Origin of the sequence: Enterococcus sp. GC34, assembly GCF_040886645.1 — a bacterium.
Lineage (GTDB): Bacteria > Bacillota > Bacilli > Lactobacillales > Enterococcaceae > Enterococcus > Enterococcus faecalis.
In genome coordinates this window covers 44004-66213 of the sequence record NZ_JBFOEF010000007.1, presented here as the reverse complement: position 1 = coordinate 66213, position 22210 = coordinate 44004, and the positions used below count along the sequence as shown (strand labels likewise).

Here is a 22210-nt window from a genome sequence, read left to right as displayed (position 1 = left end):
AAATGAACAGTGTAATTTTTGAAGATATAGCACGTATTCAAGCTAAAAAAAAGCAAAAGCGAAAAAAAATGCTTAAGTTAATGAATGAAAACCCAGATTGGTATAGACATCCAAAAAGCATGGTCTATCGTCAAATTAAAATGCTTGGTAGGGATATTGGTGAGCAAACAATGGATAAATCTAAACCAATCAGCTCAATTGATAAAGACAAGTTCACCATTCAAGAATATTTGTATTTGCAGTGGGTTGGTTATTCAGTGAATGCAATCATAGAAGCGTTAGGAATGCCTAGAAACAAATTCTGGGAATATAAAGCTGAACATTTAAATTAGATTTATGAAATGAAAGTGAGTGTTCATTTTGCTGGAGATTTATTACACGCCAACATCCGCTATTATTGCGGATGCATTGGCTAAAACATATGAAGTCGTTTCTTTAGAAACAGCTAGAAATATTGCCAAGAAATTTAAGGCTAGTTTAAAGCAGAAAACGGACCTTTATGTTATTGAAAGTATTTTGATTGATGCTGGTTATAAAAAAGAGCCAGTGAATTTATAGAAGGGAGTGGAGGTTTGGTCGACCACAAAGAATTCTTTACTCCTTTGAAATTATGAAAAGAATTTTAAACTATCCAGGTAGTAAATGGCGAATGTCTGATTTGATAATTAGTCAGATGCCTAAGCATAAAGCATATTTAGAACCATTCATGGGTAGTCTGGCTGTTTTTCTAAACAAACCAAGAGTAACTCTTGAAACAATAAATGATATCGACTCACGATTAGTCAACTTATTCAGAGTGATGAGAGATGATCCTGAAAAGCTTCAGTATCTCATTTATCACACTCTCTATTCTAGAGAAGAATTCATGAAATCAAATGAAATCTCAAGTGATCCTATTGAAGATGCTAGACGAATGGCCGTCCGTTTATGGTTTAGCGTTGGTGGTAAAACTGTCACAATGCCTGGATTTAGAAAAAATATAAGTTGGAATGGGCCATATACCGCTTATGAATGGACGGATATGTATAGCAGAATCGGCTATGCAGCCGCTAGATTGAAAAATGCTCAAATTGAATGTAAAGATGGGATTCAATTGATTAAAGAACATAATGATCCAGACACTTTGATTTATTGTGGTCCTCCCTATATCGCATCAAGCTTGGTCAGTGATCATTATGAGAACGGATTTACCAACCATCAACATGAAGAATTATTGACTACTTTAATAAATCATCAGGGGAAAGTGATTTTATCAGGGTATGACAGCGAATTATATAATTCTGTATTGAAAAATTGGAATGTTATCAAGCAACAAACAAAAGTAGGCATTACGACAAAGAAAAAGTCTAATCGTACTGAAGTGTTATGGCTAAATTATGAACCGAATGAACAAATAAATTTATTTTAAAAAAGAAGAAAGGAAAAAAATATGTCATATCCAAATTTTCAGAAAGAAAGTTCTACGTGTGCTAATTGTGGTAACGCATTGTTTAATGATGGAGAATTTACTAATCAATCATATTTAACAATTAGAGACAATTTTATGATAGTTAATTTTTTCCAGTTTGAAGATGGAACAGACAATATGTTTTGTGATGCAAATTGTCTTGCTAGTTTTCTTTCAGCGGAAGAAGTGGAAATATTAGAAAGCGAGTGAAGAAGATGATTCCAAAATTTTTTAAAGCATTAAGAATCGTCATAAGACGTGCTGTTGTGTTGTTTCAGTATATTACTAGCGAAAAAAACAAACAGATGTCAATAAAAGAACGTTGGAATTGCTATTGGAGGGAACAGAATGAGTAAAAAAGCCGTTTGGTTATCAGATATTGAATTCATTGAGATGCATAGTAGCGATTGGGAAAGATTGGAAAGTGAAGCGTTTGAGGCAGATGAAAGTGTGCAACTGCAGCTCAACGAAAATCAGCAGATTGTGCTGGATTGGTTGAAAAATGACATGTTAGATAACTCAGATTTTTACAACACTTTATACTCTTCTAGGAAATTGTACGTTGTTGGAGAGCCATATAGAAAAGAAAATATAGCATTCATGAAATTAGGAGACAAAGAATTAGCACAAGTTATCCAAGCATTTAGCCAGTGGGCTATTGAACAGGAGGAAGTGTGATGTTTATTGAACTTACAGCGATGGATGGGAACGTTGAGTTTGTAAATGCCAACCACATCAAGCGTATTTGTGAATCTAATATGCCAGGGGTAGGATCAATTATCGAATGGACGCATGCTCCAGCTTGGAATAATAATCCTACGGACTATAACTCCTACTACAAAGAAACTCCGAAAGAAGTATTTAATAAAGTATATTATGCGCGTCATGAAGAAGGACGTTAGCTATTAGATTGGAGGAAGCGGAATGAAACTATATCGATATGAAAGTTCAAAAAATACTGGACCTTGGACAGAAAGTAAAGGACAGGCAAATAAAGAATTCGAAGAGGAAAAAGACTACTTAATGGCCGATGAGCCCGATGAAGACGAAACAGTAAAATTAGTCTCAATTGAGGTACCTGATGATTTGATAGATGAACTAGAAGATGAATCCAAAGAAGTGAAACAGGCCGTATTAATGCATGATCCAGATTGTTTGGACGGAAACCCAAGAGATGATGGCTGGGACTTCGATTATTACGCTGCTTGGTCTGATGATGTTGAGAAACGCAAGGAGGAAGTGAAATGAAAGTAATTGATAAAAACAAAAATAAAGCAGTTGAAGTGGACAGCGTGTCAAATAATGGTGAAATCTACCATGTGTATGATGAAGGGAATCAATATCGGTTATTTAAGGATGAGGTTCAAGTGATAAACCAAGAAACATGTGATCACGAATATGAAGCATATGCATATCAGACTGGACCGTATCCGACAGACATAGAAATGGCAGGACACTGTAAAAAATGCGGTTACGATACTCACGAACAGTTTTAGGAGGAACAGCGATGAATAAACTTAATATTCAAGAAATAAAAACAAGAATAGAACAAACGTTTCCTGAATTAGTTTTAGGATGGGCAAGTGATACTGGCATCCCAAGTATTTATTCAAAACGACTTTGTCGTGTAATAGCCTATACGTATCATGGGAAATGGATATTGAAATCTGAAATAAGTGAATATTCCAATCATATTGCAGCTATTATCAATTTGTTGGAACAATGGGATGGAAAAAAGGAGAATTAGCGATGAATAACCAAAAATTGATTGATGAATTGATATACGAACTAGAAAACGTAAGCAGTAAATCTATAAATAAGGATTTTGAGGATGGGTATAACGGCGGAATAAGACATGCTTTAGAGCTAGTTAAAGAGAAGAAACTAGACGAACCGAAAAAAGTCATATTTTCGCATGAAGAGAAATTTGTGGTGGATTGGCTTGATGGTTTAAAGGGTAGAATTAGTGATAAAAAACTAAGTTCTGGTGCTGCATTCATGGTATTCGTTGGTCAACAGTTAGAATGCTTATATTATAACGAATATACATTGATAACTGACGATGTTGAGGGTTGGCTTTTACATCCAGAAAATAAAGTAAAACTATTGAATGCGATTGATAACGGCTACGAAGTCGAGAAAGAGCAATTGTATTATGTCGATTTTATAAATGATGGAGATGTGCACAAACGATTAATTCTGGATCGTGAGAATGGTAAATACAATATTGTTGACTGGTCAGATAATTTAATTGGATTGGTTCAAGAAATGTTCACTGAACAAGAAATCAAAGCAATTGATGAGCGCTATTGGCCGTTTGCTGTGAAAGTGGATGGTGAATAGATGAAAATTATTGCTAAAGGTCGAGGAACTGGAAAAACAACAGAGCTAGTTAAAGAATCAGCGAGAACAGGTCAGTATATTTTAGCAACGAATAAAGCTCATGTTCAAGCCATTGAACAAATTGCCAAAAAAGTAGGCGTTACTATTCCATATCCTGTTACGGTGGATGAAATTGTAAGAATGGACCGCTTTACATGTGCCAGTTCTATTCAACGAGAGGGATTGCTAGTGGATGAAGCAATTATGGTTTTAAGTAAACTAATTGGCTTAAAAATCACTGGTGCGACTATATCTCTTGAAGGAGAACAACAATGTTAAGTTATCCAGAAGTTTATATTTTAGGCCGTCAAGTCGATGGCGTTTATGTTGAATACCTGCATGGATCAGAGCAAGCCGATTTATTTTTCGATTATACGATTGCTCGTGATGAAAGAAATCATATGAATAAAACCAATATGAAAGATGGCGAATGGAAAATTTTAAAATATGGCAGACCGATAACAGTATTAGGAGATGATGATTAGTTGCGGACGTCAACATTTAACTATATCAAAGATATTTTAGGAGACTATTATAAAACCGATGACTATATTCGGCAACGCGAAGAAGAATTACGCTATCCATTTAGAGAAAGTGATTTGAACAGTGGCATTAAAGGATCACACGGAAATAATGAAGCTGCTGCCAATTTACTTATTACGATTGAACAAGACAGGCGGCTAGCAAGCTTAGAACGGAATAAACGCATTATTGACAAAGTGCTTAGTGAATCGTGTGAAGATACCATCACTATCATTCAAGAACTTCATTTTAAAAAACGGCCTAGATTCACTATGCAAGGATTAATTGATCAAGGGAAAATATTTTGTAGTAGAAGAAAGGCCTTCGAATTACAAAGAATATTTTTTGAAGAAATCGCAAAAGAATTAAATTTAGATATATAATTTGCACTATTTGTGCACTATCGAGGTTATTTCACATGGTAAATTAGTAGTGTGAGAAGTGTAAGGAAATCAAAAATAAATATTATCTCGTTGCTAACACTGATCACACTATCACTCGCAAACTGATACGTTCTCTTATTAGAGGGGAGGTGAAGAGCCTTCTCTTTTTTTCTATAGGTTTGCGAGTGTTTGTTTATAGACTTGCAAATATCCATTGAAATATATTTTTTTATGTTCAATAATATAAAGAGGTATTAAAATGGAGGCTAAAATTATATGATGTGTTTACAGGTGTTTTTTTATTGGTTATTTGCTAAAACGATAAATTATTATACGAGCCTAAATGTCTTAGGTATAACTGGTGGAAATATATTTTTTGATAAAGACGGAACCTTTCAGTGGTCAAGTATAGCAGCGCTAGTCAGTTTTGTTGCAGCATGCTTAACATTTGTAGGAGTTTTCATCAATGTAAGTACTCAAAAGAAAATAGCAAAACAACAAATAGATGCTAATTTAAAGGCAAAGGCAAGAATAGAGTGGATAAGTGGCGTAAGAGATAAAACATCAGAACTTGTTTCTTTGCTGCTTTCGTTACAAAAGGAAAAAACTGTTTTCTATGACCGATGGTTGGAAATTGAAGAGGTATCCGAGCTATTAAAATTATATTTTAATTCAAAAATGAATGAAGAAGTTAATTCGGAAATATATATTGAACAAAATAAAATAATCATTTCTGAGACTGCTACATCTATAGTTTTAAAAGAAAATGACAATATTAATAAACACGCATATATAAAAAAATACATTGAGTGTTTAGTTGAATTGTATAAAGATGACAACTATAAAAAGATTTCTAAGGAAATAAGGTTTTATCATGATTTAATAAATGAATTGTATGAAGACAATTTGGAATATTGGATGTTATATGAGCAGTCAAAATTAGTGGAAATTAAGAACACACCACCAGAAAAATTAGAAGATGAAGATTATAATTACTCGGCTGCAGAGAATAATATTAAACATTATCAAAGAAAAATAAAAGAAATAGAAGTTAGTTTAACAAATTATCAAAAAGCTATTGAATTTTTTACAACAGTTATATCCTTATATTTAAAAATAGAATGGGACAAAGCCAAAGAAGGCCAATAAGAATGATAATAGATCACTCACTGAGTGGTCTATTTTTGTACATAAAATTATACTGGAGGTGAGGTCATGGCAAAGTACACAGAATGGATTTCTGAAGAAGGATTAATAAAAATAGGTGGATGGGCTAAAGACGGCCTCACCGATGAACAGATAGCACAAAATATTGGAATAAGTCGTTCTACGTTAAATGAATGGAAAAAACGATTTCCGGACATTAAGGACACCATAAAAAGAGGCAAAGAAGTTGTAGACCGCCAAGTGGAAAATGCACTGTTTAAAAGTGCAATAGGTTACGAATACACTGAAATTACTAAAGAGTTAACTGACTCAGGCATGAAAGTAACTAAACGAGTAACAAAACAAGTGGCTCCTAACCCAACATCTGCTATTTTCTGGTTAAAAAATAGAAAACCAGATGAATGGAGAGATAAGAAAGAAACAAAAGTTTCTGGTGAAATGTCTGTTAACAATCCTTTTGCTGGTCTGTCTGAGGAAGAATTAAGAAAGTTAGCTGAAGGCGATGGATAAAATCGTTTTAGGCGCGAAGTTAGAATTATCCCGTCGTTATTTTTGGGAATATTGCAAATTAACAGCATCTGACTTTTATAAGCAAGACAGAGAGTACTTAAAAGAGTTATGTGATGACTTGCAAGAATTCATTTATGATAGCGACGATGACGTTCTAGTTATCAACGAACCGCCGAGACACGGGAAATCGAGAACTGCTAGTAAATTCGTAGAATGGTTGTTAGGGAATGACACAAGAAAAAAAATAATGACGGGATCATATAACGAAACGCTATCTACAACATTTTCTAAAAGCGTAAGGAATACTATTCAAGAAATAAAAGCTGATGAAAACAGAGTTGTATTTTCAGATGTATTCCCTGGTGTAGAGATAAAGTCTGGTGATGGAGCCATGAACTTATGGAGTTTGACTGGCGGATATAACAATTATCTAGCAACGTCACCAACTGGCACAGCTACAGGGTTTGGTGCAGACATTATTATCATTGATGATTTAATTAAAAATGCTGAAGAAGCAAATAACGCTATGGTATTAGAGAAACACTGGGAGTGGTTTGTTAATACGATGCTATCTCGTTTAGAAACAGGCGGCAAAATCATCATCATTATGACCAGATGGAATTCTAATGATTTAGCAGGTAAAGCATTAAAAGAATTACCGCAATCAGGTTATAAAGTAAAACATATTAGCATGAAAGCGTACGATGAAGAAACGGATACAATGCTTTGTGAGTCTGTGCTTTCCAAGGAAGAATATTTCCGCAAAAAGAAAACAATGGGTGCAGACATTGCTTCAGCTAACTACCAACAAGAACCAATTGATTTAAAAGGACGACTGTATCAAAAGTTTTCAACTTATGAAACGCGTTCAAATTATATCAAGATTTGGAATTATACAGATACGGCAGATAAAGGGGCTGACAACTTGTGTTCAATTGTTTTTGGTGAGACAGAAGACCATAGAGCAGAAGTATTGGATGTTCTATTTACAAAAGAACCAATGGAACAAACGGAAACAGCGCATGCAGAACAAATTAAAAATAATCAGGTGAACCATGCCCGCATTGAGTCTAACTCTGGTGGGCGTGGTTTTTCTCGTAATTCAGAAAGAATCGTTAAAGAGCGAGGATATCGTGGAGCTTATTACGAGCCATTTCATCAATCGGCAAACAAACAATCACGTATTCTTTCTAATGCAGCACTTGTTGAAAATAACGTGTTTTTCCCTTCTGACTGGAAAATAAGATGGCCAGATTTTTATGAAGCTATGACGACCTACCAAAGAGAGGGAAAAAATAAACATGATGATGCACCAGATGCAGTTACAGGAATTGTAGAAACGTTAGCAAATGATAATAAAGTTCAATTTATCCAATTTTAGGAGGTGGAATGATTGTTTCAAAGTGATTTAACATTGAGTCGATATAAAAGATTACGAACGAAATATTCTACGCAAATAAACGAAGAGCTGTTTGATCCAAATGACTTTATAACAGAGATGAAGCCATTTTTTGATGACAGAGAGCGTAAATACAAAGCTTATACAAGTGAAGAAAATGAGATTGATAGCAGACCTAAACCAAACACAAAAATTATAAAAGTGAATAATAAACTTCACGCTGGCTTATACAACACCATTGTTGATCAAGCAGCTGATCATTTCACAGGTATCCCAGTTAAATGGGATTATGATATTACTGAACAACGGAAGTCCTTAATTCAAAAAACAAAGGATTTATTTTTAGGTAACGTCAGCGCAAAGATAAAAACACCTAAAGAATTCGATAGACTAGCAGAATTAGTTAAAGAAATGCGATTCGCAATGTTGGATTCGGACACGGCACGATATCAAGGCGCTTGTGGGGTTGCTTTTCGTTTGTTAGAACCCGTTGAAACTGCGGGAGAGTGGCAATTGTGGGCATGCAATGTTGAGCCATGGAGAGCCGAAAAATATGAAAATGCAGATATTTTCATTCGAGAGAAATATGACACACACCAAAAGAAATTTTTCGAAGAAATGAAAGTTGTTACTAAGAAAAAAATCTTAACGTATAACAGATACGTGGAAACGAATTTAATGAATGCGGCTGAAACATTTAAATTGACAGCAGAAACTGATAACCCTTTAGAAACGTTCTACCTATCAGAATTTAAAAACAACACGAACCGTTATTGTGATTTTGAAGTAGCAGAGGAACTTTCTGATGCATTTGATAGAAGCCTGTCAGACCAACAAAACGAGGTAGAGCAATTTAAATTAGCGTATATGATGATTAGCGGGTCTCGTTTAGGTGAAGAAGAAGCACAGAGGATGATGGAACAGCTAGGTGTTATTAATTTGCCAGATCCACAAGCAAAGGTTGGCTATGTAACGAAAGATATTAACAAAGATTTCAACGAGTATCATCTTAATCAGCTGAAAAAGCTTTACTACACAGTCACTAAGTCAATCGACTTCAACGATGAAGTATTTAAATCCAATAGCTCTGGTGAAGCTCGCAAGTGGCAAATAATAGCACTAGAAGCCAAAACAAACACGAAAGAACAGTACTTTAAAGAAGGATTAAAAGAAGTTGCAGAGACGATGGCGGCTTTTATAAAATTTAACGATAAATTAGAAGTAGATGTTTCTAAAATTGTGTTTACGTTTAGTCGTAGTTTACCAACCGATATTGGATATCTTGCTGAGGCGTTACCTAAATTAGCACCTTATGTATCAAAACGTACTATCATTAATCAAATTCCATTCGTTAAAGATCCGGATTACGAGGCGGACATGATGAACTTAGAACAAGGGCAAAACTATCCAAGCGGGGAATACGGCAAGCTAGGCGGTGCGGATAATGACGAAGAAGAAAACAACGGCTAGTGAACGTTATTGGGAAAAACGCCGAGAATTAGAAGACAAAGCACGTTTGAAACTAGAGAAGAAAACTCTTAGTGAGCTTGAATCAGTTTTTGAACGTGCTTTAGTTAAAATACAACGACAGCTATTGTCACAAGCGGATTTACACGACATCACACAAAGCGAAATGCTAGAAGATTTTAGCAAACGAGACCAAGAAAAGTACCGCAAGTACATTGAGAAAAACTATGAAAAGTTGATGGAGTCTGACGAAGCTTATAAGCAATTCATAGATGAGTATTTTCCATCTTACGACTATGCCAAGGTCAATCGCCTATTGCAATTACGAGCAGACATTTTTTCTACTCTTGCAGGTGAAGCGATATCTAGTGATGTCAACGGTAAATTTAATAACGACTTAGAAAATATTGCAAAACGAATCTATAATTCTAATTCTAATGCGTTGATGCAATTATTAGGCGGCTCTGCTCCTGGTTTATCAAAAAAAGAGATGGAAAACATTCTGAATTATCCGTGGAGCGGAAAAACATTTTCATCTCGTTTATGGGGCAATATATCAACCCTAGAGCAACGTTTGAGCAATTCTATTATTAATTCGTTGGCAAGCGGCGAAGGTGTTTTAGAAGCTCTTAAAACGATGAAAAACGATAGTGTTATTAGCGACATGTTTAAGTTGGAACAAGGAAAGTTTAATCGATCGATTGAAAATCTTGTTAGAACGGAATATTCACATTTTGCTGTAGAGGGTGTAAGAAAATCGCTAAAGGATATAAGTGTTAAGCAAACACAAAGCTGGTCAGCAGAAGATGAGCGTGTTTGCTCTATTTGTGGTGGACGTCACGGAAAAGAGATTAAAGACGATTGGCATCCACCGTATCATGGACGTTGTCGTTGTACTGAAATACCAATTATCCCTGAAATTAGTGATGATATAGATAAATTGTATGAAGAAATGTTCGGTGATTTATTGGATGAATTCGCTAATAATAATTGGGGAATAAAATTAAATAGGAGAGGAGGATAGCAATGAAAGGATTATTCGAAGCAGTATTAAATCTAGAAGTTACGAATGGTACAGAAAAAGCCTATAAAAAAGCTTTTGAAGAAGAAAATGAGCGATATTTGACCAAGCACACTTTGAGAGACGGCAACGGTAATATCGTCAAAGATGAGCTTAAATCAGTTTGGAGTGGCAATTATTGTCACGTCGATATTTTGTATTCTTTGCCAGGTAAAAAAAGTAAACTAACTATTTCGATTGTGTCTAGGACTCTACAAAATGTAAAAGATGCTGTCGCTGATTATCAAATGCTAGACGCTGAACTGGTCCATAAGAATTGGGAGTGATTAGATGGATCCCTATGATTACTTAGATAGTGATTATGAAGAATTTTTGAGGAAGGAGAATCTTATGGCAAAAAAAGTCAATACCATTGAAGATTTTCAGCGTAAGAAAGAACGTGGACAGACGAACGAAGAGTTTTACGAATGGGTATCAAGTCGAGAACCTGATTTTGAACAGGCTGTAATCGTTATACAGCGGCCGAACGGAGATGTCACTACGTATTACAGCCAAAGTGGTAGTTTACCATTATTAGGCATGCTAGATGTGGCAAAACAACAAGTATTGGATGAAATGGAAGGATAACAGAATGAACATTGTTTAAAGTAGTCTAACAAAAGTTGGGCTTTTTATTTTGTCCGAAATGACGTAAAACTAGCGTAATGCTGGGCTTGATTGAATGGCGGGGCGCAATAAATAATCTAAAGCAATGCGGGGCGTGAAAACGAATCGTGGGGCGAAAGGAGAAATAAAATGAAAACAAAAAAATTATTACCAATGAATTTGCAGATGTTTGCTGATGGTGGGGGAAATGAACCAGAGTTCACTATTGATGATTTTAAAGCATTTGTCGAATCGAATGAAGATGCACAGAAATTCATTCAATCTCAATCACAAAGTGCTGCAGATAAACAGTTAGAAGCTTGGAAACAGAATAACCTCGATAAGCTAAAACAGGAAGCCGTGAAGCAATATGAAGAAGCTAAAAAGAACAAAACACCAGAACAGCTAGAACTTGAGAAATTAAAAGCTGAGTTTGAAGCAGAGAAAGCTAAGAGCCGTTCGAACGAAAATAAAGCTTTTGTTGCTGAACAAATCGCGGGGTTAGATTTGGATAAAGAATTGAAAGATTCAATTTCTCAATTCATGTTAAGCACTTTAGTTAGTTCAGATACAGAGTTCACACAAAAGGCTGTAGAGTCATTCACAGGTGTCTTAAGCACCATCAATGAAAAGCATGCTGAAGCAATTAAAAACATGGAAATGACAAAAGCATTCGGTAATAAGCAACAAACTAATGCGACTAATGGTAATCAGTCAACGCAGCCGATTGAAAATCCTAAAGAAGCATTAGGTCAAAAATTACAAGCATTTAATTAGGAGGAATTTATAAATGAAAAAAACTACAGTAAATAATCTAGAATACTTAGATATTTCACAAGAGGTAAATGCATTACAACGTCCGTCAACACCGTTTCTAAGCTGGTTATTAGGAGCTGGTAAAACTAGCCCAGCAACTTCTACGGAGATCAAATGGCGTGAATCAGAACTTGATGGAGAAGATTCATCTGCACAATTAGAAGGTGGAGAATACAAAGATGCAGATTCAGGGCGTAAATGGTTCAGTAACTACACCGAAATTTTCCGAAAATCTACTTCTGTTTCAGGAACATTAGATGCAATTAATGTTAATGGCGTAGGTAGTGAATTAGCTAACCAAGTCTCTCAACGTGCGCTAGAAATGAAGTTAGATTTGAACAAAAAGCTATTAATTGGTGTAAAAGCTGATGAAAATGGTGCTAAAGGGCGTCAAATGGCTGGTGTAATTAACTTAATCAACTCTGATAACTTAGTTAAAACGTCTGCAGCTGATGCAGTAACACGTAAAGATGTGGATAAAATGTTTAAAACTATGTTTGACAAAGGTTATGCAGGTGAAAAACTATGTCTGGTTTCGACTGATATGGTTGATTTAATGACCGATGAAGTTGATAAAGCGGGCACTAAAGTGTTTAACTTTGGAGATCAAGTAGCTTTTGGATTGCAACTAGGGAAAATTGTTTCAAATTATGGATCAGGTACAGCTTTAATTGAGCCGTCACTGCCAAGTGGAACAATGATTGCTTTAGATACAAACTATGTGGAGCTACGTCCGTTACGTGAATGGCGCGCAGAGGAATTAGCGAAAACAACTGATTCAAAACGTATTGGTTTAGTTGGTGAATACACGATTGAATACAACGCTTCAAATTCAGGGGCAATCTTAAACCTTGCAACTGCAGCACCAGGTGAATAATTAAAAAGTAAAGGAGAATAATTATGGTTAAAAAGTCAGAGGTCAAAGAAGAAGTAATCGAAGAGACAAAAGAAGTAACTGAAGAAGTGAAACCTGAAACAAAAACATTCAAAGTTTTAAAAAATAAAAATTTCGTTGGTTTTGTTCATCCTGAAACACGTAAATTTATTACAGCAGTTGACGGAAAAATCGAAGTGAGTGTTTCTGATAAAAAAGCTATTGCAATTTTAGAAGAAGCTGCAGATTTAACAGAAATTTAGGTGATTATATGACAGACGAACAAAAAAAAGTAATTATAGAAAAAGTTTCAAAAATGCTACCTAATGTTTCAAAAGAGCGTATTTCGTCTGTCTTAGACCTAGTTCTTTTGGAAATCGGATCTTACAATACATGTAAGATTGAAATTGATTGGGATTTACTTACCTCGCTTGTAATTGAAATTCTATATCAGTCACTTAAAAGTGAAACGGAACAAGCTGTAACTAGCATTAAGCGCGGTGATACATCTATTAGCTATGCAACTACGCAGCAGAGTATAACAGCGTTGCTTGGCAACTACAGCGACACTATAAAACGTTTAATTGGCTGTGATAGTGGGGTGTTTTTCTATTGAATGAAGCGGATATTTTGGCAATGACCTATCTTGATTCGTGTGTCATTGAAAGAATGAACGATATTGAAAATTCTGAAACGGGCATCACTGAGCAAGGGTATTCACCAATCCATGATGGAAAGTTAAAATGCGCATTGTCTCAAAGTGGCCTGGGTAGCGCTGGTAGCTTACCAGTTGTTGAAAACAAAGGGACCTTTAATATCACTTACGAAGATCAAAAATTATTCTTAATGCCTGATGTAGATGTGAAAAAGGCCGACAGAATCACTGTCATTCAAAGTACAGGTCAAAAGCATATTTTATTTGCAAAGAAACCCTTTAACTATCCAAGCCACATCGAAGTAACATTGACAGGAAGTGCAATCGATGAGTAAAAGTGATTTTAGAATGACTTCGAATGCGGACAAAGTTATTGCAAACTTGAAGAAAATGACACCAATTGCTGAAAAAGAAGGTATGGCGATGGTCAATGATTCCTTAGCGAAGATTTATCAGTTAATTGTACCTATTACGCCGATTAAAACAGGTGATTTAAGACGTGGATACAGAATCATTAAAGCTAGAAAAACATCAAGTGGTAGAATCGTTGGCGCCTTAATTAACAATGAAAAATATTTCAAATATGTTAATGACGGACACAGAACCAAGAATGGTGGATTTGTAAAAGGGCGATTCATGTTGCAAAAGTCTTATAAATTAGCTCATGCAACTTATATTCCAAAACGGTTTAAACAAATGGCGATTGTCATCGCTAAGAAAGGATAGAGTATGTACGATAAAATTTTAAAAATGCTTACTAGCAAAATAAAACAGTTCTCGGATGCACCTATCTATCTTGATGATGTGATGCAATCGTCAGAACCGTTTTATTTTGTTTTAAGCGTAGAAGAAAGCATGACTGATAATGTTGGCCAAAACGTTCAGAATAAAGCATATAACGTTGATATTGCGTTAGTTGATAGCAAGAAAAATAAACAATTAGTAACAAGCCTAACAGAAAACTGTGGGGCTTTTTTTAATGTCTTGAATTTAGATGAAAATGAACTATTTTCAGAAGATTATCAGACATTTAAAACAGATGGAATTCAACATGTTAATTTTAATGTTGCTTTTCCTCAATTAATCGAATGGAGTGAAGAATAGATGGCAGTTAAAAAAAATATAAGTGTCATTTCTGTGGAGAAACCAACCTGGTTCCCATTAACAGATGACACAGGTACTTTCCCAATCTACGGAGAGCCAACAACAATCGGGACTGCAGTAAGTATTAAACCAGATGTTACAACAGAAACAACGCCTGACTATGGCGATAGTGTAGTTCAAGATCAGTACGTTGCATTTGGTGGTGCAGAAGTTACTTTGGAAACAAATGGATATCAAAATGAAGTTTTAGCTGAAATTACGGGTGGTGAAAAATTGAAAGGCGGTGTTTTACGATCCGCAGATGATATTGCACCAGATGGAGCATTTGCTTATCGCCGTCGTAAATCAAATGGTAAATATCGCTATACAATTTTTTATAAAGGAAAATTTGCATTGACTTCTGATGAATCATCAACTCTAGAAGGTAGTTCAGTATCTTACACTCATCCAGAGTGGACAGGTTCATTTGTTGATGTTCCTGGTGTCGGATACATGTATTCAGTCGATGAAGACGATGAAGGTGTTGACTTAGATATGATCAAAAATTGGTTTACTAAGGTTACTAATCCACGTGAAGAGTCTACAAATCCTGTCAGTGGTGTAACTTTAGATAAAACGGAATTAGTTCTAACGGTTGGTGAAACCGCAACTCTAACGCCAACAATTACACCTGAAAATGCAAACAACAAAAAATATTCATTAAAATCAAATGATACTTCAATTGCAACAGTAACACCTGTACAAGGAAAAGTTACAGCAGTAGCAGCAGGAACCACAAATATTGTTGTCACTACTGAAGATGGCAACCATACAGCTGAATGCAACGTAATAGTTAATGCATAATAAAATTTAAGGACGGCCAAGTGTCGTCCTATCTATATGGAGGAATTAAAAAAATGGCAAGCAAATTACAAACGACAATTAAACTTTATTTGAAAGATGAAGAAGGCAATTTCACCACTAAACAATTTAAATCTGCTGAAATGTTACCAGGATCTGTTATGGAAGATGCAACAGAATTACAAGTAGAACTAGAAGAAATCGTCAAAACAAACGACATGGAGGAAATTCGGCCTGTCTTGCGTAAGTGTTATGACTTTATCGCAAAAGTTATTTTTGAAGGTCAATTTACGGGCCAAGAATTTCTTGACGGAATGGATGCACGTGAAATCTTAAAAATTACGGGGCAACTATTAGGGTCTGTTTCTAGCGGTTATGATGCAGTTTATTCTGATCAGAAAAAAAAGTAATAGATCTCCTTTATCATCCTCATTTTAAATTTAGTCCACAGTACCGAGAAGCAGAATTAAAAATTGCGTTGCTTGAAAATGGGTGGACACTAAACGAAATTGAGAATACAGACTTGAACGAACTTATGAAGCTTTATGCGTTCAGAGATGCTGTTAAAGAATTTGAAGAACTTAAATTCCTTGATGAACACACAATGTTCTAAGAAGGGAGGGGGTACTTATTGAACAATGAAGACTTAGTCTTAAAAATGATACTAGATGAATCAGGATTCTCCCAAGGTCTAAATTCGGCAGTAAAAAAGTTGCAAGGTTTTGATGGAGAGGTTGACAGAACAGGACAAAAAGGCGGCCGCTCTCTTGGATCTATTTGGACGTCATTTGTTGGTAACTTTTTAGCCAGCGGAGCAACCAAAATCATTTCAAAAGGAATTGGGCTGATTACCAGCAACATCGATGGGGCCATTAATCGTGTGGATACGTTAAATAATGCAAACCGTGTATTTGAAAATATGGGCTTTTCAGCTGGTGAAACATCAAAAACAATGGATAGCTTAAAGAAGAGTATCCAAGGGTTGCCTACACCTTTAGACAGCGCAATTAAAGGTGTTCAATTAATTGCTTCGTCTACAAATGACTTAGGGAAATCAGAACAGATTTTTGCGGCTTTAAATAACGGAATTCTCGGTTTCGGTGGTTCTGCTGAGATGGTAGACAACGCCATCATCCAGCTGTCCCAATCGTTTTCAAATGGTAAAGTAGATGCGCAAACTTGGAACTCAATGATTAACAGTGGTTTGGGTCCAGCTCTAAATGCATTAGCAAAACAAATGGGATTAACTGCTGGTCAGATGAAAGAAGGTCTCTCTGATGGTTCAATTTCAGTTGAAGAATTTCAAGACTCTCTAATTAAATTGAATAAAGAGGGCGGTGGAGGCCTTAAATCATTAGAGCAGATTGCTAAAGATTCTACCGCGGGTATTAAAACCGGATTGGCTAACATGAAGACAGCAATCGTTCGTGGTGTGGCTAACGTTGTAACTAAAATTGACGAAGGCTTAAAAAGTGCAGGTTTTGGAAGTATTAGTGAAATCATTGCTGACAAAGGCGCAAAGATGGAAGCAGCTTTATCTAAGTTTGCTGAGACGATTCCACCAATGATAAAAACAGTTAAAACATTGTATGATACGTTAAAGCCTTATGCGCCGCTACTTGCGGGTTTAGCGGGTAGCATCGGGACGTTAATGCTTGCTAAAAAAGTAAGTGCAGCATTTACAGCTTGGCAAAAAGCAACGGAAGGACTATCAATTGCGCAAGCGATACTTAATTCAACAATGTTAGCAAATCCTTTTGTCGCTATTCTAGCTGCGGTTGTAGGGTTAGTCACAGGATTTATTTATCTTTGGAAAACCAATGAAGGTTTTAGAGATGCTGTTAAAAACATTTGGAAAAACATCCAGGAGGTCATTTCAAGCGCTGCTGATGTAGTTGTAAAAGCTTGGGATTCGACAATGGAATTCTTCAGCAATATGTGGGATGGCACAAAAGAAGCTTTTTCAAATGCTGGTACATGGATGAAAGAAGCACCTGGAAATGCAGCCGACTGGGTTAAAAATAAATGGAATGGTACTAAAGAATTCTTTAGTGGACTTTGGGATTCAACAAAAGAAGGCTCAAAAAACACATGGGAAAATATCAAGCAGGGTGCTGCTGATAGTGCTAAAAGTGTCGGTGAAAGTTTTAAAAATGGCTTTGATAATGCGAAAGATTGGTTTAAGGGTATTGGAAAATCAATATCAGATGTTTTCACAACAGCATTTGATTTTGTTTGGAAATATATTGGTCCATATGTAACAGGAATCAAAAACGCGTTTAAAATGGTTGTTAACGCTATGAAAGCGAACATTGAAAATGTCAAAATGATCGCTGAAAATGTCGTTACCATTCTAAAAAATGTTCTGTTAGCTCCAATACTTTTCATCACATCAATGATTACAGGCGGATGGGAAGAAGCAAAAGAGAACATGATTGCTGTCTGGGATAATATTGCTGAAGCAGCCCAAACTATTTGGTTTGGTATTAAAAATATCTTTTATAACACTGTCACAGCTATTTCCTATTCAGTCACTTCTATTTTTAATGGACTGATGTTGACAATTAAAAAGATTTGGATTGATGTGAAGTTATTTTTCACCTTACTTTGGATTGACATTAAATACGGAGCAATCAACGTTTGGATTGAAATTAAATATTCTATCATCGAAACGTGGATAAATATTAAATTTGAAGCAATTAGAATATGGGAAAGTTTGAAAACTTGGTTCTTTGAAACAGTAGAAAACATTAAAAATGGTGTAATTGATGGCTGGAACAACCTAAAACAAGGAACCATTGATACATTTAATGCAACTGTTCAATGGTCAAAAGATACATGGTCCAATTTCAAACAGTGGATTGTTGATACGGCAATTGGAATAAAAGATGGAGTTGTTCAAACCTGGTATAGAATTAGGAATGGCACAATAGAAACCTTCAACAACATGGTACAAGGGGCTAAAAACGCATGGAATAATCTCACAAGAAGTGTTAGTGATACGGTTTCGAATGTAAAACAAACTTTTGAAGATTTAAAACATGTTGATTTATTTGAAATTGGTAAAAACATTATTCAAGGTTTGGTCGATGGTATCGGGTCCATGATTGGTGCTGTTGGTAAAAAAATTAAAGAAGTTGCTGGGAATATTAAAGATGGGATTAAAGGAGCTTTAAAAATTCATTCTCCTTCACGTTGGATGCGTGACATGATAGGTAAAAATATCGTGTTGGGTGTTGTGGATGGCATTGACCAAGAAAAAGGAACTTTGGATAAATCGGTTAAAAATATGGCTGATTTACCAACAGAATTACCGGATTTTTCTGTCACAGGTAGATATGTTAGTCAACAGGAATCTCAAGCATCTAAATCGAATAAGAACAACAATGCAACGACTACCGTTGGTGGTGATACCTTTAACATTAATTTACAAGCAATGGGTGAATTAGATGATAAGCAATTAATGAGCATGGCTCAAAAATTAGTTAAATACATTCAAGTCGTCAAAAATAGAGATAGCGATGCAGTAGGAGGTGCTTTTGGTGGAATTTAAAAGAGGTCAGTTTTTTCTTAATGGAAAACATAGCTCTGAATTCAATGTGTTTATGAGAGAAAGACCTGAACGGCTTTCTGCGGGACGTGTAGTAGAGCTGAGGGAACGAATGGGTAATGACTCAATAGCTGTTGATTTTGAGTATTATAAAAATGTAGATCGCACCATTACATGCTATGCAAAAGCAAGAAATTTACAAGAAGTTTCTTTCTTAGAAGATGAAATCTCGTTCTGGCTCGATATGGGCAACTATTCGGACTTCATAGTTTATTTTGATGAACATTACATCTATCAAGCTATCGTAACAAGTCCGCCAAAGTTTACAGGAACAAGAAAAACAGGGATTTTAATTCCTTTTGAGTTTACTGTAAGTATCCGACCTTTCAAAAAAAATCGTATTGGCCAATATTGGACAAGTAATCCTAAACAATTAATAAACACAGAAAAATATCCTTCAGAACCTACTATTGAGATTTTGGGTTCTGGGGATATTTCTTTTTTCATCAATAATCAGGAATACGCATTAAAAGCTATAGATGGAGATATCATTATTGATTCAGAAAAACAAGAAGCTTATCGAAAATCAGGTGGAGCGTTTGAAATCTTGGATCATAAAACACTTTTCAAAGATTACCCAATTTTAAAAAGTGGAGAAAATAATTTTCGCTGGACTGGAAAAGTGACAGAGTTTAAGGTTCAGCCTAATTGGAGGCGGAAAGTTTGATTCCAGTTATTTTTAAACCTGGAGAAAAAGATTTTACAACAAACGGCTTAGGACGTCTTATTGATGCGACACGTTGCGAAATCACTGAAGAAGCAAACGGAAAATATGAACTAGAAATGGACTATCCAGCGATTAGCAGATTTAGTGATTATTTCGAAAATGGCTATCAAATTAAAGCAAAGCCAAACGATTTAGAAGAATATCACATTTTCGAGATCAAACAAACGTTTAAAGATACGTTTACCAATAGTATTGTCATTTATGCTCAATCTCGTACTTATAAACTAGGAAACAGACAAGTGAGGCTAGTTACAGTTGATAATCGTAATGGTGCAGAAGCAATGAAATTAATCGAACAGAACATGGATGAACCATGCGATATCAAACTTCATTCTGATATTAACACAGCTTCTAGTACGGTATTCGAAGCTAGAAACGTACTTAATTGTATTGCTGGCGAACAAGGTTCTTTGCTTCAATATTGGGGTGGAGAAATCAAACGAGAACCTTTTAAATTATCTTTGTTAAGACGTAGAGGACGAGATAACGTTGGAACTGTTCGTTATGGAAAGGATTTAAAAGGATTAACCATTAAATTTGATTGGCAATCAATTGTTACTAAAGTTTTACCATTTGCAGAGCTACAAAGCGGAGCAGACGGAACTTCTCAACGGATTTATGGAAATGCGGTTAAAAGCGAATATATTACCAAGTATCCAGATGTTTACGCTCAATACGTTCAGTTTACTGAAGATCAAGGAGTAAAAGATTTATCCAGCTTAAATAAAGTAGCAGGTAAATACTTCACTACATTATATCCAGGAAGTGATAAGCCTAAAGTCTCTATTGAACTAGAAATTGAGAAACTCACAGATTCAGAAGAAGCAAAAGAATTTGCGAAAATGAGAAACTATAATTTATTCGATACGTTCACTGTGTATCACAAGTTTTATGATATTGACATTCAAACGAAAGTTACAGGGATTGTCTATGATGCTTTAGCAGAAAAAACAATAAAGATTACTGCTGGAGATATCCAAGTTGCTTTTTATAAACAGCAAAGTCAAGATTTTCAAGAAGCAATTAAAACCTTAACTAAAAAAGACTACATGAGTAACTTTATTGATTACATTACCGATTTAATCAATGGCGTGAAAGGTGGTAGTATTCTTCAATATCCTAAAAATAGGCCACATACGCTTTATTTTATGGATACAGATTCCACAGATACCGCGAAGAATGTTATCGCTATTAATAACCAAGGTCTCGGTTTTTCAACTACTGGATGGAAAGGCCCCTTTAGAAACGCTTGGACCATTGATGGTATTTTAAATGCCGACTTTATCCGATCGGGGAAAATTAGATCTGATATTTTTGAGACATCATTCAATGCATATGGAGATATTTTGCGTTTAGTTAACGGCGCTCTGCAAGCTTGGAATGGGAAAACTAAAATAATGGAACTAACCCGAAAAGGCATGGGGTTTTGGGATGGTTCGAGCCCTGTAGGCAACATGGGGACTAAAGGAAACCCATTTCCATTATTAAACGACGCGAATGGTAATCCCGTAGTAACAGATGGTAAATCGTTGTTACTTGTGGGTAACAGTCCCACTAACATCATCGGTCTTTCTAACGAAGAAAGTACAGGTTTGATCATTAGGGGAGCTACCCAGTGGAATCTTGCTAATAACTCTTATTTCATCGGAAAAGGCGGTAACAAATCAACTATTTATGTTGATAGATTGATTGTCGGAGGTAAAGAAGTAATACCTGGTGATGGATCAGGCGGCAATGATGGTGATGTACCACCAGAGCTAACAACCGAAAAAGAGAAAAATGCTTGGGCGGTTTGGCAGTTCTTGAAATCAAAAGGATACAGCGAACAAGCAACCGCTGGGATTTTAGGGAACATGGATCAAGAATCTGGAATCATGCCCGATATCGATGAAGGTGGCGGAGGTCCTGGTTATGGTCTAGTTCAATGGACGTCGCCAATCGCTGGTGAAAGTGGCCGTGCTTATGTGCAACGATTATTGGCTCAAGCTGGTATCAGTGGCGACTATCGAAATATTACCACGCAGCTGAAATTATTAGATTGGCATATGCATAATGGTCAATATATTCCTTCCGCGGCTTATCCATATTCCGTTGCAGAGTTCAAAGCACTAACAGATATTGGCACTGCAACGATGGCATTTGAAGCGAACTTTGAACGCCCAGCGGTCACACATCCAGAACGAATTCCGATGGCTCAATATTGGTACAACTTGCTGAAAGACTTGAAACCTAGCAAGCTAACCTGGATGAACCCTGTTCGTTCAACTTATACGATTACTCAAGAATGGGATCAGATTGGCTGGGGAACGAACGTTATTCACGGCGGCATAGATATTGCTTCAGTGCCAGCAGGCACGAGTCCCCCTGTTTATGTGGCACGTTGCGGCACAGTTGAAACTGTCACTTATGACGGAACAGGAGGAAATTATGTAGTAATTAAGCACGATGATGGTTATTGGACCTATTATGGTCATTTGGATTCAGTTGATTTAGTTGTTGGCGAAAAAGTGACTACTAGTAGTCGTGTTGGGATAATGGGATCCACTGGACTTGCTAAAGGTATTCACCTTCACTTTGAAGTGTGGAAAGGTGGACAGTGGCAACGAATCAACCCACGTGATGTTATTAATTTTTAGAAAGG

Annotated in this window: 31 protein-coding genes; all 31 read left to right on the top strand. The window is 35.9% G+C overall.

Going from position 1 to position 22210, the window contains the following annotated elements; all coding sequences use genetic code 11:
• The first annotated feature begins 2 nt into the window (after positions 1 to 2).
• Positions 3 to 332, top strand: coding sequence for a hypothetical protein (locus AB3I72_RS08495; RefSeq protein ID WP_368023831.1), 330 nt, complete (start codon positions 3 to 5; stop codon positions 330 to 332).
• 19 nt (positions 333 to 351) lie between these two features.
• Positions 352 to 558, top strand: coding sequence for a hypothetical protein (locus AB3I72_RS08490; protein ID WP_002395813.1), 207 nt, complete (start codon positions 352 to 354; stop codon positions 556 to 558).
• Positions 559 to 610: 52 nt separating this feature from the next.
• The gene (locus AB3I72_RS08485; RefSeq protein ID WP_368023830.1) at positions 611 to 1408 is read left to right on the top strand and encodes a DNA adenine methylase; all 798 of its coding nucleotides are present in this window, start codon (positions 611 to 613) and stop codon (positions 1406 to 1408) included.
• Between the two features lie 387 nt (positions 1409 to 1795).
• Positions 1796 to 2125 carry a hypothetical protein gene (locus tag AB3I72_RS08480; RefSeq protein WP_368023829.1) on the top strand — a complete coding sequence of 110 codons (330 nt, stop codon included), beginning with the start codon at positions 1796 to 1798 and terminating at the stop codon, positions 2123 to 2125.
• Positions 2125 to 2349 (top strand): hypothetical protein, encoded by a 225-nt coding sequence (locus AB3I72_RS08475; protein ID WP_029656573.1) that lies wholly within the window; start codon positions 2125 to 2127, stop codon positions 2347 to 2349. Before AB3I72_RS08480 ends, AB3I72_RS08475 begins: the two co-directional genes overlap by 1 nt.
• A gap of 22 nt (positions 2350 to 2371) precedes the next feature.
• Positions 2372 to 2695 carry a DNA-directed RNA polymerase subunit delta gene (locus AB3I72_RS08470; protein ID WP_368023828.1) on the top strand — a complete coding sequence of 108 codons (324 nt, stop codon included), beginning with the start codon at positions 2372 to 2374 and terminating at the stop codon, positions 2693 to 2695.
• Entirely contained in the window at positions 2692 to 2943 is a 252-nt protein-coding gene (locus AB3I72_RS08465; RefSeq protein ID WP_010711138.1) for a hypothetical protein, read from the top strand. Before AB3I72_RS08470 ends, AB3I72_RS08465 begins: the two co-directional genes overlap by 4 nt.
• 11 nt (positions 2944 to 2954) lie before the next feature.
• Entirely contained in the window at positions 2955 to 3194 is a 240-nt protein-coding gene (locus tag AB3I72_RS08460) for a hypothetical protein (RefSeq protein WP_074653948.1), read from the top strand.
• A 2-nt stretch (positions 3195 to 3196) separates the two neighbouring features.
• A complete protein-coding gene (locus tag AB3I72_RS08455) occupies positions 3197 to 3790 on the top strand; it encodes a DUF1642 domain-containing protein (RefSeq protein WP_368023827.1) in 594 nt (197 codons plus the stop codon).
• Positions 3791 to 4108: a replicase gene (locus tag AB3I72_RS08450; RefSeq protein WP_368023826.1), complete on the top strand. Its 318-nt coding sequence runs from the start codon at positions 3791 to 3793 to the stop codon at positions 4106 to 4108.
• On the top strand, positions 4102 to 4314 hold the full coding sequence (locus tag AB3I72_RS08445) for a hypothetical protein (protein ID WP_368023825.1): 213 nt from the start codon (positions 4102 to 4104) through the stop codon (positions 4312 to 4314). The genes AB3I72_RS08450 and AB3I72_RS08445 overlap by 7 nt, the downstream gene beginning before the upstream one ends.
• Positions 4315 to 4734, top strand: coding sequence for a transcriptional regulator (locus tag AB3I72_RS08440; RefSeq protein ID WP_002404562.1), 420 nt, complete (start codon positions 4315 to 4317; stop codon positions 4732 to 4734).
• A 276-nt stretch (positions 4735 to 5010) separates the two neighbouring features.
• Entirely contained in the window at positions 5011 to 5883 is an 873-nt protein-coding gene (locus AB3I72_RS08435; RefSeq protein WP_174114765.1) for a hypothetical protein, read from the top strand.
• A 66-nt stretch (positions 5884 to 5949) separates the two neighbouring features.
• Positions 5950 to 6411: a helix-turn-helix domain-containing protein gene (locus AB3I72_RS08430; RefSeq protein ID WP_010828975.1), complete on the top strand. Its 462-nt coding sequence runs from the start codon at positions 5950 to 5952 to the stop codon at positions 6409 to 6411.
• Positions 6404 to 7792, top strand: a complete 1389-nt coding sequence (gene terL, locus AB3I72_RS08425) for a phage terminase large subunit (RefSeq protein ID WP_368023824.1) — start codon at positions 6404 to 6406, stop codon at positions 7790 to 7792. Before AB3I72_RS08430 ends, terL begins: the two co-directional genes overlap by 8 nt.
• A gap of 12 nt (positions 7793 to 7804) precedes the next feature.
• Positions 7805 to 9280 (top strand): phage portal protein, encoded by a 1476-nt coding sequence (locus AB3I72_RS08420; RefSeq protein WP_368023823.1) that lies wholly within the window; start codon positions 7805 to 7807, stop codon positions 9278 to 9280.
• Positions 9255 to 10301, top strand: a complete 1047-nt coding sequence (locus AB3I72_RS08415; protein WP_368023822.1) for a phage head morphogenesis protein — start codon at positions 9255 to 9257, stop codon at positions 10299 to 10301. The genes AB3I72_RS08420 and AB3I72_RS08415 overlap by 26 nt, the downstream gene beginning before the upstream one ends.
• A gap of 2 nt (positions 10302 to 10303) precedes the next feature.
• Positions 10304 to 10624: a hypothetical protein gene (locus AB3I72_RS08410; RefSeq protein ID WP_368023821.1), complete on the top strand. Its 321-nt coding sequence runs from the start codon at positions 10304 to 10306 to the stop codon at positions 10622 to 10624.
• A 64-nt stretch (positions 10625 to 10688) separates the two neighbouring features.
• Positions 10689 to 10925 carry a hypothetical protein gene (locus tag AB3I72_RS08405; RefSeq protein WP_225583308.1) on the top strand — a complete coding sequence of 79 codons (237 nt, stop codon included), beginning with the start codon at positions 10689 to 10691 and terminating at the stop codon, positions 10923 to 10925.
• Positions 10926 to 11093: 168 nt separating this feature from the next.
• Entirely contained in the window at positions 11094 to 11720 is a 627-nt protein-coding gene (locus tag AB3I72_RS08400) for a DUF4355 domain-containing protein (RefSeq protein WP_002404572.1), read from the top strand.
• Between the two features lie 13 nt (positions 11721 to 11733).
• Complete coding sequence (locus AB3I72_RS08395) at positions 11734 to 12636, top strand: DUF5309 family protein (protein WP_010784640.1); 903 nt, start codon at positions 11734 to 11736, stop codon at positions 12634 to 12636.
• 23 nt (positions 12637 to 12659) lie between these two features.
• Entirely contained in the window at positions 12660 to 12896 is a 237-nt protein-coding gene (locus tag AB3I72_RS08390; protein WP_002372022.1) for a hypothetical protein, read from the top strand.
• 8 nt (positions 12897 to 12904) lie between these two features.
• Positions 12905 to 13249 carry a hypothetical protein gene (locus AB3I72_RS08385; protein WP_002395886.1) on the top strand — a complete coding sequence of 115 codons (345 nt, stop codon included), beginning with the start codon at positions 12905 to 12907 and terminating at the stop codon, positions 13247 to 13249.
• A complete protein-coding gene (locus tag AB3I72_RS08380; protein ID WP_085345203.1) occupies positions 13246 to 13623 on the top strand; it encodes a hypothetical protein in 378 nt (125 codons plus the stop codon). Before AB3I72_RS08385 ends, AB3I72_RS08380 begins: the two co-directional genes overlap by 4 nt.
• Positions 13616 to 14014: an HK97 gp10 family phage protein gene (locus AB3I72_RS08375; RefSeq protein WP_368023820.1), complete on the top strand. Its 399-nt coding sequence runs from the start codon at positions 13616 to 13618 to the stop codon at positions 14012 to 14014. Before AB3I72_RS08380 ends, AB3I72_RS08375 begins: the two co-directional genes overlap by 8 nt.
• A 3-nt stretch (positions 14015 to 14017) precedes the next feature.
• The gene (locus AB3I72_RS08370) at positions 14018 to 14392 is read left to right on the top strand and encodes a DUF6838 family protein (protein ID WP_010712243.1); all 375 of its coding nucleotides are present in this window, start codon (positions 14018 to 14020) and stop codon (positions 14390 to 14392) included.
• Positions 14393 to 15235, top strand: a complete 843-nt coding sequence (locus tag AB3I72_RS08365) for a major tail protein (protein WP_368023819.1) — start codon at positions 14393 to 14395, stop codon at positions 15233 to 15235.
• Positions 15236 to 15288: 53 nt separating this feature from the next.
• Positions 15289 to 15642, top strand: coding sequence for a hypothetical protein (locus AB3I72_RS08360; protein ID WP_002364485.1), 354 nt, complete (start codon positions 15289 to 15291; stop codon positions 15640 to 15642).
• A gap of 248 nt (positions 15643 to 15890) precedes the next feature.
• On the top strand, positions 15891 to 18785 hold the full coding sequence (locus AB3I72_RS08355; protein WP_368023851.1) for a tape measure protein: 2895 nt from the start codon (positions 15891 to 15893) through the stop codon (positions 18783 to 18785).
• Entirely contained in the window at positions 18775 to 19509 is a 735-nt protein-coding gene (locus AB3I72_RS08350; protein ID WP_368023818.1) for a phage tail protein, read from the top strand. Before AB3I72_RS08355 ends, AB3I72_RS08350 begins: the two co-directional genes overlap by 11 nt.
• Positions 19491 to 22205: a phage tail spike protein gene (locus AB3I72_RS08345; RefSeq protein ID WP_368023817.1), complete on the top strand. Its 2715-nt coding sequence runs from the start codon at positions 19491 to 19493 to the stop codon at positions 22203 to 22205. Before AB3I72_RS08350 ends, AB3I72_RS08345 begins: the two co-directional genes overlap by 19 nt.
• The last annotated feature ends 5 nt before the right edge of the window (positions 22206 to 22210 follow it).